13 protein-coding genes are annotated in these 12,820 nt (G+C 64.5%); 11 read left to right on the top strand and 2 right to left on the bottom strand.

What is annotated here, in order from left to right; translation table 11 throughout:
* Positions 1 to 65: 65 nt before the first annotated feature.
* Genes ACSU1G_RS00250 through ACSU1G_RS00260 form a run of 3 tightly spaced genes read left to right on the top strand, consistent with a single transcriptional unit; the run spans position 66 to position 3,040 of the window.
* Positions 66 to 1,793 carry a carbon starvation CstA family protein gene (locus ACSU1G_RS00250; protein ID WP_439277903.1) on the top strand — a complete coding sequence of 576 codons (1,728 nt, stop codon included), beginning with the start codon at positions 66 to 68 and terminating at the stop codon, positions 1,791 to 1,793.
* A gap of 3 nt (positions 1,794 to 1,796) precedes the next feature.
* Entirely contained in the window at positions 1,797 to 2,081 is a 285-nt protein-coding gene (locus ACSU1G_RS00255; protein WP_439277904.1) for a cory-CC-star protein, read from the top strand.
* Positions 2,072 to 3,040, top strand: a complete 969-nt coding sequence (locus tag ACSU1G_RS00260) for an ArsA family ATPase (RefSeq protein ID WP_439277905.1) — start codon at positions 2,072 to 2,074, stop codon at positions 3,038 to 3,040. The genes ACSU1G_RS00255 and ACSU1G_RS00260 overlap by 10 nt, the downstream gene beginning before the upstream one ends.
* Here ACSU1G_RS00260 and ACSU1G_RS00265 read toward each other — a convergent pair.
* Entirely contained in the window at positions 3,030 to 3,680 is a 651-nt protein-coding gene (locus tag ACSU1G_RS00265; protein ID WP_439277906.1) for a pentapeptide repeat-containing protein, read from the bottom strand. The genes ACSU1G_RS00260 and ACSU1G_RS00265 overlap by 11 nt on opposite strands.
* 39 nt (positions 3,681 to 3,719) lie before the next feature.
* On the opposite strand from ACSU1G_RS00265, the gene ACSU1G_RS00270 reads away from it, so the two are divergent.
* The 8 genes from ACSU1G_RS00270 (at position 3,720) to ndk (ending at position 12,055) form a co-directional block, all read left to right on the top strand.
* Positions 3,720 to 3,878, top strand: a complete 159-nt coding sequence (locus tag ACSU1G_RS00270) for a CopG family transcriptional regulator (protein ID WP_439277907.1) — start codon at positions 3,720 to 3,722, stop codon at positions 3,876 to 3,878.
* Positions 3,875 to 4,579 carry a hypothetical protein gene (locus ACSU1G_RS00275; protein ID WP_439277908.1) on the top strand — a complete coding sequence of 235 codons (705 nt, stop codon included), beginning with the start codon at positions 3,875 to 3,877 and terminating at the stop codon, positions 4,577 to 4,579. Before ACSU1G_RS00270 ends, ACSU1G_RS00275 begins: the two co-directional genes overlap by 4 nt.
* The gene (locus ACSU1G_RS00280) at positions 4,579 to 5,106 is read left to right on the top strand and encodes a GNAT family N-acetyltransferase (RefSeq protein WP_439277909.1); all 528 of its coding nucleotides are present in this window, start codon (positions 4,579 to 4,581) and stop codon (positions 5,104 to 5,106) included. Before ACSU1G_RS00275 ends, ACSU1G_RS00280 begins: the two co-directional genes overlap by 1 nt.
* 204 nt (positions 5,107 to 5,310) lie before the next feature.
* A complete protein-coding gene (locus tag ACSU1G_RS00285) occupies positions 5,311 to 6,156 on the top strand; it encodes a DUF559 domain-containing protein (RefSeq protein WP_439277910.1) in 846 nt (281 codons plus the stop codon).
* Between the two features lie 342 nt (positions 6,157 to 6,498).
* A complete protein-coding gene (ileS, locus tag ACSU1G_RS00290; RefSeq protein ID WP_439277911.1) occupies positions 6,499 to 9,861 on the top strand; it encodes an isoleucine--tRNA ligase in 3,363 nt (1,120 codons plus the stop codon).
* On the top strand, positions 9,854 to 11,206 hold the full coding sequence (locus ACSU1G_RS00295; RefSeq protein ID WP_439277912.1) for a bifunctional folylpolyglutamate synthase/dihydrofolate synthase: 1,353 nt from the start codon (positions 9,854 to 9,856) through the stop codon (positions 11,204 to 11,206). The genes ileS and ACSU1G_RS00295 overlap by 8 nt, the downstream gene beginning before the upstream one ends.
* Positions 11,203 to 11,637, top strand: coding sequence for a DUF4233 domain-containing protein (locus ACSU1G_RS00300; RefSeq protein ID WP_439278654.1), 435 nt, complete (start codon positions 11,203 to 11,205; stop codon positions 11,635 to 11,637). Before ACSU1G_RS00295 ends, ACSU1G_RS00300 begins: the two co-directional genes overlap by 4 nt.
* A gap of 1 nt (position 11,638) precedes the next feature.
* Positions 11,639 to 12,055, top strand: a complete 417-nt coding sequence (gene ndk, locus ACSU1G_RS00305; protein ID WP_439277913.1) for a nucleoside-diphosphate kinase — start codon at positions 11,639 to 11,641, stop codon at positions 12,053 to 12,055.
* Between the two features lie 63 nt (positions 12,056 to 12,118).
* On the opposite strand, the gene ACSU1G_RS00310 is transcribed toward ndk, so the two are convergent.
* The gene (locus tag ACSU1G_RS00310; RefSeq protein ID WP_439277914.1) at positions 12,119 to 12,730 is read right to left on the bottom strand and encodes a vitamin K epoxide reductase family protein; all 612 of its coding nucleotides are present in this window, start codon (positions 12,728 to 12,730) and stop codon (positions 12,119 to 12,121) included.
* Positions 12,731 to 12,820 lie beyond the last annotated feature (90 nt).

The raw sequence follows: 12,820 nt of genomic DNA on the forward strand, positions 1-12,820 counted from the left end.
CAGGTTTGCTACGGTTGATAAAGAGCAGTGACAGGGTTGTCGCTGCCGGAGAGGAACCAGCTTTCATGACTCCTGTACTGCTGATGTTCATCGGTTTGGCACTGTTCGTGCTCGGCTATTTCATCTACTCGAAGTATCTGTCGAAGCGTGTGTACAAGCTTGACGCCTCATTCAAGACGCCAGCGCACGAACTCAAAGACGGCATCGACTACGTGCCGACCAACAAGTACATCCTGTGGGGGCACCACTTCACTTCGGTCGCGGGTGCGGCACCCATTGTCGGCCCGGCGATTGCCGTGATCTGGGGCTGGCTCCCTGCCTTCCTCTGGGTCACACTCGGGACCGTGCTCTTCGCGGGGATGCACGATCTGGGTGCGCTCTGGGCCTCGACGCGCAACAAGGGCCGCTCTATCGGTGCACTGTCTGCCCGTTACATCGGCAAGCGCGGTGCAAACCTTTTCCTGGTCGTCATCTTCCTCCTCCTGCTGATGGTCATCGCGGCCTTCGCGGTCGTCATCAAGAACCTGCTGATCAGCACCCCGTCCGCCGTGATCCCCACTTGGGGAGCGATCGTGGTGGCGTTGCTCGTGGGCGTGGCAGTGTATCGGCTGCGCTGGCCGCTGGTGCCGATCACCATCGTCGGTGTTGTCGCACTGTACGCGCTGATCGTGCTCGGCGACCAGGTGCCGGTCGTGCTGCCGGAGAGCACCCTGGGCATGAGCCCGGCGACGTTCTGGATCGTCGCGCTGTTCGTCTATGGGGCGATTGCTTCGCTGCTGCCCGTGTGGGTGCTACTGCAGCCACGCGACTACATCAACGGCGTGCAGTTGTTCGTCGGTCTCGGCCTTTTGTACGGCGCCGTACTCATCGCGACGCTGTTCGCTGCAGACAAGCCTCAGATCGTCGCGCCGATGATCAATATGGACGTTCCCGCAGGTACGCCGAGCCTCGTGCCATTGCTGTTCGTCACGATCGCCTGCGGCGCCATCTCCGGTTTCCACGGCATGGTGTCGTCTGGCACAAGTTCGAAGCAGCTCGACAAAGAAACGGATGCGCGTTTCGTCGGCTACTTCGGCGCGGTTGGTGAGGGGCTTCTCGCGCTGGGTACGATCCTCGCGGTCATCGGCGGCTTCCGTACCGTGGCCGAGTGGGAAGCGGTATACAGCTCGTTCGGGGCCGGCGGTGTCAGCGCGTTCGTAGAGGGCGGCGGGAGGCTGTTGGAGACCGGCATCGGTTTGCCGGCATCCTTGAGCGCCACGGTGCTCGCGACGATGGCAGTGCTGTTCGCCGCGACGACGATGGACACCGGCATGCGATTGCTGCGCTTCGTCGTGCAGGAGATCGGTGACTCGATGCGGATCCGAATCACGAAAGTTCCGGCGACGATCGTCGTCGTCGTGGTGGGTCTTGGTTTGACGTTCTCTCAGGGACTCGGTGGTGACGGGGGGCTGCGGATCTGGCCGCTGTTCGGCACTACAAACCAGTTGATGGCGTCGCTGACGCTGTCGATCATTGCGGTGATGCTCATCAGGAAGCGGCGCAATCCGCTGCCGGCCCTTATTCCGCTGGTGTTCGTGTTCGTTATGTCGTTCTGGGCGGCGATCGATCAGCTCGCATCCTTCGCAGACCCTGCCCAGCCCGACTGGCTGCTGTTCGTGCTCGATGTCATCATCATCATCGCGAGTGTGTGGGTGGCGGTCGAAGCGATCATCGCAATGCGCAAGGCTGCGATTGAACCGCCCGAATTGGAGGGTGAGGATGCCAGTTTGCAGGCGGTGCGCGAAGAAGTCTGATTCGTGAGGCACGGTACGGCGGCCCAGCGTCTGTCTCGACGCTGGGCCGCGTTCCGGGATGGTTTGACCGAGTACTACGCGGGCCCGTACCGGCAGACGCTTGCTCGTGAGCGCCGTGACGAGGATGACCTGTTCACGCTGGTCGTGCTCGGCGAGGCGCTCGGGGTGCCAGATCCTGCCGCCTACTACAGTGCAGAATTGATGCCGATGCTGACGGAAGATTTTCACGCGTGGCACCGGCGGATGGGGATGCCTCGCTCACCCTTGGATCAGGTCTCATGCTGTTAGCGGATGCTGGCCGGCGCATCCTGTTCATCGGTGGCAAGGGTGGCGTGGGCAAGACATCTCTCGCGTCGGCGATCTCGTTGGCGAGAGCGCGGGAAGGTGCGCGAGTGCTGGTCGTCTCGACCGATCCGGCGCACAATCTCGGTCATCTTTGGGAACGTGAGGTCGGGGACACACCGGTTCGCCTGGCCGAGCCCGGAGCGCTGGGCGGAGTGCTCGACGGGGTGGAAATTAACCCTGAGGCGACGATCGAGAGACATCTGGCCGCCGTGGAGCAGACGATGATCAGGCTGCTGCCGGAACGACAGCACGCTCAGGCGCGCGAGCATCTCGAGCGGGCTCGTCACGCTCCCGGCAGCCACGAAGCCGCGGTGCTGGAGCGCATCGCGGAGGCGACCGAGTTGGGGGAGCGCGAGTACGACCTGGTCGTGTTCGATACGGCACCCTCCGGGCATACTCTGCGCCTGCTTGCGCTGCCAGGGCAACTCGCGGGCTGGACCGAGACGCTGCTGCGAAACCGGGATCGCTCTGAACGGTTCTCTGCGGCGATGCGCGGGCTGACCGGGAGGGCTGATTCCGCGCCCAATGCCGAGGCGGAACTGCGACGAACGTTGCTACGCCGTCGCGAGCGTTTCGAGAACCTGCAGCAAGCCATCACCGACCCTGCGCGTGCCGGATTCGTCGTGGTATTCACCGCCGAGGCCCTACCGGTGGCAGAGACTCTCGAGGTCGTCAATGTGCTGACCGGAATGCACGTGCATATCACCGCCCTCGTGGCCAATCGCCGCTCTCCCGCTGATGCCGGTGAGCTGTTGCTCCGGCGCCGCGCCTTGGAAGATCGCCATCTGGAGACGATTCGGGCGAAGGTGCCGGGGGTGCCGCTTGTGGAACTGCCGCTGGTGGCGGGCGAACTCACGGGTTCCGCTGCGCTGGAGAGCTTCGCTTCTCTCCTCAGTCCTTGATCTGGATTCCGAGCCCCGCGGCGATCACGGGTGCGAGTTGCTGGATCTGATGCGTCGTCAACGTCGTACCGCGCAGGCTGTTCGCATCGACGAAGGTATCGGCGTCGAGCCCGCGCAGATCGACATCCTTCGCCCGCAGGCCGCGCGGATCGACCTCCTGCGTATGGCATCTGTCGAAGCGCATCCGGGTGAGCTGCGCCTGAGGCATGTCCAGAGTGCGGATTGTGGAGTCCGCGAAGAGGATGTCGGAGCCCTTCGCACCGCCCAGCGTCAGATAGTCGATGCGCACATCGCGGATCTCGAGCTCGTCGATGCGGGTGCCGCTGAGGTCGAGGGTGCCGATGCGGCCACCGGTGATGCGTAGTCGGCGGATGCCGGCGTTGCGCAGCGTCATGGATGCGACGCGCAGGTCCTTCGCATCGACATCGAGGATTGTCGCTCCGGTGAGGTCGATGCTGTCCGCATCCGCAGTGACGGTGCACTGCTCGAGTGTCGCGTGGGCGAGGTTGACATCGCCGCCCAGATCGAGGGCCGCCTGCAGGAAGTCCGCACCGCGGGAGGGCTGGGCGGGTTCCAGGTGCGGCGGCAGGTCCGGCTGGGAAATGCGAGGGGCTGCGGGAGAATCGGAAGCTCGGGCCATTGTTCCAGGGTATCCGGCACGGGATGCTATATTGCTAGCATGCAAGCAAATGAACCTGCCTCGAAGAAGGCGCAGTTCAACGTGTACCTCCCGCCTGATCTGATCCGGGAGGTCAAGCACCGGGCGATTGATGAGGGCGTCAGCCTCTCCGCGATCGTCGAGGCCGCGTTGCACGGATATCTGGAGGAGACGTCATGACGGTCGTGCAGCAGATCCTGTACACGGAGCATCCCGCCGACTGGTGGAAGCTGGCCGAGACTCTCGGCTTCGTCGCGCCGTTCCCGCCGGATGCGGCATGGGGCGAGTTCCATGCCGACGGTGTGCTCGGTATCCACGGTGTTGAAGACGAGCACGGTGTTACTGCTGCGCATCGCCCCGGTACGACTGACATCCACCTCATCGTCGAAGATCTGGATGCCGCGGCATCCGCACTGTCGGGCTTCGACGTCGAGGCCGTGACGATGGAGGGCGTGGGAGAAATGGTCATCGTCCGCGCGGCATCCGGCGTCTCGATCTCCGTGTCCGAAGGTGCGGTCCAGCGCGGAGCCGGCGACATCGCCGTGCAGCCGACCTGGTTCCAGGAAGACCTCACCGAGCCGCGGGGGATCCTTGAAGCCCTCGGGTTCCGGGCCGGTATCGTGGCGGATCGCGGCGGCTGGGTCGAGATGCTCTGCGACGGTGGTGTGGTCGGCCTGCACGAGGGCGAGCCCAGGATCGGACTGTCGTTCGAGGCGCGTGGCGACCTCGACGCGCTGGCTGTGCGATTGCGGGATGCCGGGTTCGCAGCATCCGTTGTCGATGAGGCCTTCGCGCGGACGGTGCGGATCTCCGACCCCGACGGCGGTGACGAGGTCTGGATCAACGCAGTGCAGGAAGACCTGCACGGGTACCACCGCTGATGGGGTTCGAGCGCGACCTCGGAGACGGCATCAGCCTCGCGTTGCGCACGCCCGACATGGCGCGGGCGGTGCGGCCGGTGGCTGCAGCGAACCTCGATCGGCTGCGGCAGTGGGAGCCGTGGGCGCATTGGTTCGATCCGGACGGTGCAGAAGACGACTGGAACCGCGAGCAGCTGCAACGGTATATCGACGGTCGAGCGATTCCGACCGTGCTGATGCACCACGGCCGCCCGATCGGCTCGGTGTCGGCGCAGTTAGACCGTTACTCGGGCACCGGGGAGCTCGGCTATTGGCTCGACGCGGACATGGAAGGGCGTGGCATCGCACAGCGCGCGTGCCAGGAGCTGATCACGGACATGTTCGCCGACGGCATCGCGCGCGTGGAGATTCGCACGGCCGTGCACAACGTCCGCAGCATCCGCCTCGCCGAGCGTCTGGGGTTCGAGCGCGAGGGAACGCTGCGCAGTGCGCTGCCCGTCGGGGATGTGCGGCACGATATGGCCGTGTTCGGGCTGTTGCCTGGGTGATTTCGCGCCGCTGATGCCGGGCGCCCCGCTCGGAGATGTGCAGATTCCTCGGACGAATGCGCGCAGAACCTCCGAAGAACGCGTACTTCTCCGAGGATGGCGCACGCGCTCACTCTCCCTGCACTTCGGAGAGCGCGATGAAGTTGTGCACAGAACGCGTTATTTCGAGGTCTCCGTCAACGTCAATCATCAGAGAATGACCGGATGCTGTTGCGCACGGCCCCCGACCTGGTCCAGCTCGTCACCGAGCAGGGCGGTGTGGTGCGCGTCGAACGCCTGAGGCTGCAGGGGATCGGACGCCGCGCGATCGACGGCGCGTTACGTGACGGCAGGCTCGTGCGCGTGAAGCGAGGATGGGTGGCGACACGAGACGCCGATCCGGTGCTCGTCGCTGCTGCCCGTGCCGGCGTGGTCGTCACCTGTCTGTCGCAAGCAGCACGGCTGAAATTGTGGGTGCACGAAGAACCGGAAGTGTTTCACGTCGCAACTGATCCGAACGGGGCCGGTGGGAAGACGGAACGGGCGCATATCCACTGGTCGAAGCCGCTCGTCCCGCGGCATCCGGATGCGCTGGAGGACCCCATCGAGAACGTTCTTGCTGTGGTCGCAGAATGCGAGCCGTACGAGCGGGCGCTGGCGACCTGGGACTCCGCGCTGAACAAGGGGCTTGTCACATTGGCAGCGCTCGCAGGCTATCCCTGGAGACCTCAGGCGCGCAGGCTCCTCGCTGCCGCCACTCCGTTTGCGGACGCGGGACTGGAGACGTATCTGCGCCCGCGGTTGCATTGGCTGCGGTTGTCGATCGTCATACAGACCTGGATTGCCGGGCACCGTGTGGACGCGCTGATCGGCGAGCGGCTCGTGCTTCAGATCGATGGCGCGCATCACGTGGGTCCGCAACGCAGTGAGGACATTCGGCACGACGCCGAGCTACGGCTCATGGGGTATCACGTCATCAGGATCAGCTATCAGCAGATGATGTTCGAGTGGGCCAGCGTGCAGGATCTCATCATGCGCTCGGTCGCTCAGGAGCTGCACCTCGCTAAGTGACGCGTAGTGGAGAGCAACGCGTTCCGCCCGCTCGGAGATGTGCAGCATTCTCGGACGAAATCACCTGGATCGTCCGAAGAACGCGTACATCTCCGAGCGGGGCGCACGGCCGCAGCGCCGAAGCGCGCACCCGCGTACAATAGACACACACGCTTTGATCCGGCCATCACCGGGGAGCTCTCGGAAGAACGCAGGCAACTGTAAGTAGAACCGAGCGGGGCAGGCCCGTCATCGCCGCAGTGAGAGTGGTTGCATCGTCCCCGACGACGCAGCACGTGAGGTGGTACCGCGGTCCGGGTGGATCGTCCTCGCAGAAGCCCACGACGAACACTGCGAGCAGATATGACTTACCCCCGCAACTCCGCATTCGGCCCCGCTGCCGACGCCACTGTCGTCCCCAGCCCTCGCTTCCCGGAGATCGAGCGCGATGTCCTCGACTTCTGGAAGAGTGATGACACCTTCCGTGCGTCCATCGCTCAGCGTGAGGGCGCCGAAGAGTGGGTCTTCTACGACGGCCCTCCGTTCGCCAACGGCCTGCCCCACTACGGTCACCTGCTGACCGGGTACGCGAAGGACCTCTTCCCGCGCTTCCAGACGATGCGTGGCAAGAAGGTCGACCGTGTCTTCGGCTGGGACACGCATGGCCTCCCCGCTGAACTCGAAGCCATGAAGCAGCTCGGCATCACCGAGAAGGCCGAGATCGAGGCCATGGGCATCGACAAGTTCAACGACAAGGCGCGCGACTCCGTGCTCGCGTACACCGACCAGTGGCAGGAATACGTCACTCGTCAGGCGCGCTGGGTCGACTTCGACCGCGGCTACAAGACGCTCGACCTTGGCTACATGGAGAGCGTGCTCTGGGCTTTTAAGACCCTCTACGACAAGGGTCTCGCGTATGAGGGCTACCGCGTGCTGCCCTACTGCTGGCGCGATGAGACACCGCTCAGTGCCCACGAGCTGCGCATGGACGACGACGTCTACCAGATGCGTCAGGACCCGTCCGTCACCGCGACGTTCCCGCTCACTGGTGCGAAGGCGGAGTCGCTTGGTCTGACCGGCGTACGCGCCCTCGCCTGGACGACGACGCCCTGGACTCTGCCGACGAACCTTGCGCTCGCCGTAGGCCCTGGAATCGAGTACGTGGTCGTCCCCGCGGGTCCTAACGACGCCGCCGACATCCACACCGGCGACGATCCCGTCGAGGCATCCGCCCACCGCTACCTGCTGGCACGCGAACTGCTCGGCGGCTACGCCAAGGATCTCGGCTACGAGAACGCGGAGGATGCCCTGGCCGCCGTCGAGGCGACGCACACGGGTGCAGCCCTGCAGGATGTCACCTACGACCGTTTGTTCGACTACTTCGCCGACACCGAGACCTACGGCACCGAGCACGCCTGGCGCATCCTCGTCGACGACTATGTCACCACCACCGACGGCACCGGCATCGTGCACCAGGCCCCTGCCTACGGTGAGGACGACCAGCGGATCGCTACGGCCGCCGGCATCCCGACGATCATTTCGCTCGACGACGGCGGAAAGTTCCTACCGAACGTGACCGATGTTGCCGGTGAACTGTGGATGGATGCCAACCGTCCGCTGATCCGCCTCATCAAGGACAGCGGGCGCCTGATCCGCGAGGCCAGCTACGACCACAGCTACCCGCACTGCTGGCGTTGCCGTAACCCCCTGATCTACAAGGCAGTGTCCAGCTGGTTCATCCGCGTGACGGACATCAAGGACGACATGCTCGCGAACAACGAGCAGATCACCTGGGTGCCCGAAAACGTCAAGGAGGGGCAGTTCGGCAAGTGGCTCGAGGGCGCACGCGACTGGTCGATCAGCCGCAACCGCTACTGGGGCTCACCGATCCCGATCTGGAAGAGCGACGACCCCGAGTACCCGCGCATCGACGCCTACGGCTCGCTCGAGGACATGGAGCGCGACTTTGGCACGCTCCCGCGCAACCCCGAGGGTGAGATCGACCTGCACCGGCCGTACATCGATGATCTGACGCGCCCGAACCCGGACGACCCCACCGGCAAGAGCACCATGCGCCGCATCGAGGATGTGTTCGACGTCTGGTTCGACTCGGGCTCCATGCCCTACGCGCAGGTGCACTACCCGTTCGAGAACCAGGAATGGTTTGATTCGCACTCGCCGGCGGACTTCATCGTCGAGTACATCGGGCAGACGCGCGGCTGGTTCTACGTCATGCACGTGCTGTCGACCGCACTGTTCGATCGCCCGGCGTTCACCGGCGTCAGCTGCCACGGCATCGTGCTCGGCAACGACGGTTACAAGATGTCGAAGTCGCTGCAGAACTATCCAGCGGTCAGCGAGGTCTTCGACCGTGACGGCTCCGACGCGATGCGCTGGTTCCTCATGTCGAGCTCGGTGCTGCGTGGCGGCAACCTCTCGGTGACGGAGGAGGGCATCCGTGCCGGCGTTCGCGAGTTCCTGCTGCCGCTGTGGAGCTCCTGGTACTTCTTCGCGACCTACGCGAACGCCTCGGGCGGCTACCAGGCCACCTGGCGCACTGACTCGACGGACGTGCTCGATCGGTACATCCTGGCCCGGCTCGGAGACCTTGTCCGTGACATGGCATCCGACCTCGAAGGACTCGACTCGACCACGGCATCCGCACGGCTGCGCGACTTCGCCGAGGTTTTGACGAACTGGTACATCCGTCGCTCACGCGACCGATTCTGGGTGGGGGTGACCGAAGACCCGAAGAGCCGCGAAGCCTTCGACACGCTGTACACCGTGCTCGAGACGCTGACCCGGGTCGCCGCGCCCCTCGTGCCGCTCATCAGCGAGCGTGTGTGGCAGGGCCTCACCGGCGGGCGCAGTGTACATCTGACCGATTGGCCGGATGCTGCCGCGTTCCCCGCCGCTGACGACATCCGCGATGCGATGGATGCCGTACGCGAACTCTCCAGCGTCGGTAATGCGCTGCGCAAGAAGGAGAAGCTGCGCGTGCGTCTGCCGCTTGCGCGCTTCACCGTCGTGTCTCCACTGGCCGATTCGCTGCGTCAGTTCGAGGGAATCCTGCGGGAGGAGCTCAACGTCAAGTCGGTCGAGCTCGTACAGCTCACCGACACGGCAGCGAGCGAGTATGGCATCAGTCACCGCCTCAGCGTCAACGCTCGCGCGGCAGGCCCGCGCCTCGGCAAGGAAGTGCAGACCGTGATCAAGGCTGCCCGCGGCGGCGACTGGTCCGAGGTCGAAGGCGTCGTCACTGCCGGAGGCATCGCACTGGAGCCTGCGGAGTACGACCTCGCGCTCGAGACCACCGGCCGCCCCGAGGGCGAAGCGCTGGCAATCGTTCCCACCGGCGGCTTCGTGCTGCTCGACACGCAGACGACCCCGGAGCTGGAGTCTGAAGGTATGGCGCGCGACGCGATCCGCGTCGTGCAGGAGGCCCGCAAGAACGCTGGTCTCGACGTCAGTGACCGCATCGTGCTCGCACTGAACGTCTCGCCGGCGAATGCGGAGGCGCTGCAGGCGCACGCTGAGCTGATCGCGGGGGAGACCCTCGCCATCGGCTTCGCCGTGCAGGCAACCGATGACATCGATGAGCTGGTGAAGAACGTCATGAGCCCCGGCGACGGTGTCTTCCGCAGCGGCGCGACGGCCCTCGGATCAGAGAAGGCATCCATCATCGTGACGATCGATACGAACATCGAAGGAGCGAAGAATGTCTGACCGCAAACGCGCCGATGCTGTTTACGACGCGCTACTGGCTCGCGCCGGCGAGCGCTGGGTACAGCCGCGTAAGGAGCGCACCGCACGCATCCTGGACCTGTTGGATAACCCGCAGCGCACCTATCGTGTCGTGCACATCACTGGCACGAACGGCAAGACGTCGACGGCTCGGATGATTGAGAGTCTGCTGCGGGCGCACGGACTGCGCACCGGACTGTTCACGAGTCCGCACCTGGACCGCTTCACCGAGCGCATCATGATCGATGGCGAGCCGATCGACGATGGTGCGATCGCCGATGCGTGGGACGAGATCGAGCTCTTCGTCGGGATGGTGGACGACGAACTCGAAGCCGCTGATGACGCACCGCTCACCTTCTTCGAGCTGCTCACCGTCCTCGCGTTCGTTGCGGCAGCGGATGCTCCCGTCGATGTTCTCGTGCTCGAAGTCGGCATGGGCGGGGAGTGGGATTCCACGAACACCGCCGACGGCGATGTCGCCGTATTCGCGCCGATCGATATCGATCACGCCGACCGCCTCGGAGAAACAATCGCTGAGATCGCCCAGGTGAAAGCCGGAATCATCAAGGAAGGCGCCGCCGTCGTCTCTGCGCAGCAGCCGGCCGAGGCTGCCCTGGTGCTGCGTCGCATCGCCGCCGAGAAGAACGCCACGATTGCCTTTGACGGTGAGGAGTTCGGTCTCGCCGAGCAGAAGCTTGCCGTCGGAGGACAACTGCTGACGGTCCGCGGTCTTGCCGGGACGTATATCGAGGAGTATCTGCCGATATACGGCGCGCATCAGGGCCACAACGCGGCTCTTGCGGTCGCAGCGGTCGAGTCACTGATCGGCGCGGCTTCGCAGCGCATTGCTGACGACATCATGGCCGATGGTCTGCAGGGAGCGACTTCGCCTGGCCGCCTGCAACTGCTCGGCATCGCGCCGACAGTGATCGTGGATGCTGCCCACAATCCGCACGGGGCGAAGGCTCTCGCGCAGGCGCTGGACGACAGCTTCGATTTCGATGAGTGGGGTCTCGTGCTCGGCGTGCTCGCTGACAAGGATGCCGCCGGTATCATCGCTCACCTCGCGCCCGCTACGGCCCATGTGTTCGCGACGGCGCCGACGTCGGAACGCGCGAACGACGCAGACGCCATCGCCGATCTGGTCGAGCAGACCGGACATCGTGCGACCGTGCACGCCTCACTGGCGGAAGCAGCGGATGCTGCCCGAGAGTGGGCGGCGTCATCGGACCGTCGTGCTGTCGTGATCGCGGGATCCGTTGTACTCGCCGGCGAGGCCATCGTGCTGGCGGAAGAGGACGACTGGAAGTCAGGGTGGCGCGCATGAGCGACTCAGCATCCGTACCCGCACCTCGCCGCGCCCGTGCGCCTCGCACGCTGGTGCAGAAGCTTGTTCCGATCATCCTCGGCTTCGAAGCAATCGTCGTGCTGCTGGCAGGACTGACAATCTTTGGACTGAAGGCGCTGCCATCGAACATTCCGCAGTGGTGGGCGATCATCGGCGCGGTGATCGTCGCCGTCGCGATGATCGCGGTCGCTGGAATGATCACCAAGCCGTGGGCGATCTACGCTGGCTGGTCGTTGCAGGTGGTTGTGGCGCTCGCCAGCTTCTTCGTTCCGGTCATCCTGCTCGTCGCGCTGATTTTCGGCGGCATGTTGGCATATGCGACGATCATGGGGGCCCGGTTGGATGCCCCACGTCCCGCCGACGCGAATTCGAATATTTCCGAAACCGATACTCATACAGAGAGTGACTGACATGGCCACCGAAGAAACCCTTGTCCTCGTCAAGCCGGACGGCGTTGCCCGTGGGCTGACCGGATCGATCCTCGCCCGCATCGAGGCGAAGGGCTACGCGCTCGTAGACATCCGCCTCGTCGAGCCTGATCGTGACCGCCTCGCGGAGCACTACGCAGAGCACGAGGGCAAGCCGTTCTACGAGCCGCTGCTCGAGTTCATGATGTCCGGCCCGTCTGTGGCGATTCGCCTCACGGGTAACCGCGTCATTGAGGGCTTCCGCTCTCTGGCTGGCACCACTGACCCCACCAGTGCCGCTCCCGGCACAATCCGTGGCGATTTCGGCCGTGACTGGGGCCTCGCCGTGCAGCAGAACCTTGTGCACGGCTCGGATAGCCCAGAGTCCGCAGGCCGCGAGCTCGGAATCTGGTTCAGCTGACCCGCATACGTCGAAGCCCGTCCACATCATGGTGTGGGCGGGCTTCGACGTTTCGGGTGGAATTCAGAAGAGGATGCCCGCCATCTCGCCGAGGAAATCGATGCCCTTCAGCTGTGCCATCACGACGATGATCGCGTAAGCGAGGATCGTGGCAAGCGGCACCCAGACCATGAGCCGGCCGGCGCGCTGCTGAACCTTCTTAGAGCTACTGAACGTGCCGTTGCGGAACAGATGCACCATGGTCGCGAAGTAGGTCGGGATCGTCACAGCCCAGGTGACCATGCACCACGGGCACAGTACGACGAGGTCGTAGATGCTCTGCGCGATCAGCCAGCAGACGAATCCGAATGCAAAGGTGATGCCCACACCGAACGTCGCCCAGAACCACCGGGGGAAACGTGCACCGGCGAGCACGGCGACACCGACCACGATCGGCGCCATCCAGCCAGTGAGTCCGAGGATCGGGTTCGAGAACCCGAACACGGACCCCTGCCATGAATCGAGGTTCTTTCCGCACTGGATGAAACTGCTCAGATCGCAACTGAGCGCCGCGTCCGGATTGGCGAGCAGCACGAATTTCTCGACGGTGAGCTGGAAAGCTGCCCACCATCCGATCACTCCGGCGATGATCAGCCAGACGGCGTAGAAGACGGGGCGGGTGCGCTGCTCGCTCATATTGGGATTATCTCAGCGATCGCTATGGATGCGACGTGAACGACCGTCGAAAACGTGTCGGGGGCCGCGGATGCCGCGAACTGGCCAACA

It is taken from the genome of Microbacterium sp. A93, from assembly GCF_051842835.1.

Bases quoted from the DNA above. Each gene is read 5' to 3' on its own strand.
- ACSU1G_RS00250 (WP_439277903.1), top strand. From the start codon at position 66: ATGACTCCTGTACTGCTGATGTTCATCGGTTTGGCACTGTTCGTGCTC.
- ACSU1G_RS00260 (WP_439277905.1), top strand. From the start codon at position 2,072: ATGCTGTTAGCGGATGCTGGCCGGCGCATCCTGTTCATCGGTGGCAAG.
- ACSU1G_RS00265 (WP_439277906.1), bottom strand. From the start codon at position 3,680: ATGGCCCGAGCTTCCGATTCTCCCGCAGCCCCTCGCATTTCCCAGCCG.
- ACSU1G_RS00270 (WP_439277907.1), top strand. From the start codon at position 3,720: ATGCAAGCAAATGAACCTGCCTCGAAGAAGGCGCAGTTCAACGTGTAC.
- ACSU1G_RS00275 (WP_439277908.1), top strand. From the start codon at position 3,875: ATGACGGTCGTGCAGCAGATCCTGTACACGGAGCATCCCGCCGACTGG.
- ACSU1G_RS00280 (WP_439277909.1), top strand. From the start codon at position 4,579: ATGGGGTTCGAGCGCGACCTCGGAGACGGCATCAGCCTCGCGTTGCGC.
- ACSU1G_RS00285 (WP_439277910.1), top strand. From the start codon at position 5,311: ATGCTGTTGCGCACGGCCCCCGACCTGGTCCAGCTCGTCACCGAGCAG.
- ileS (WP_439277911.1), top strand. From the start codon at position 6,499: ATGACTTACCCCCGCAACTCCGCATTCGGCCCCGCTGCCGACGCCACT.
- ACSU1G_RS00295 (WP_439277912.1), top strand. From the start codon at position 9,854: ATGTCTGACCGCAAACGCGCCGATGCTGTTTACGACGCGCTACTGGCT.
- ACSU1G_RS00300 (WP_439278654.1), top strand. From the start codon at position 11,203: ATGAGCGACTCAGCATCCGTACCCGCACCTCGCCGCGCCCGTGCGCCT.
- ndk (WP_439277913.1), top strand. From the start codon at position 11,639: ATGGCCACCGAAGAAACCCTTGTCCTCGTCAAGCCGGACGGCGTTGCC.
- ACSU1G_RS00310 (WP_439277914.1), bottom strand. From the start codon at position 12,730: ATGAGCGAGCAGCGCACCCGCCCCGTCTTCTACGCCGTCTGGCTGATC.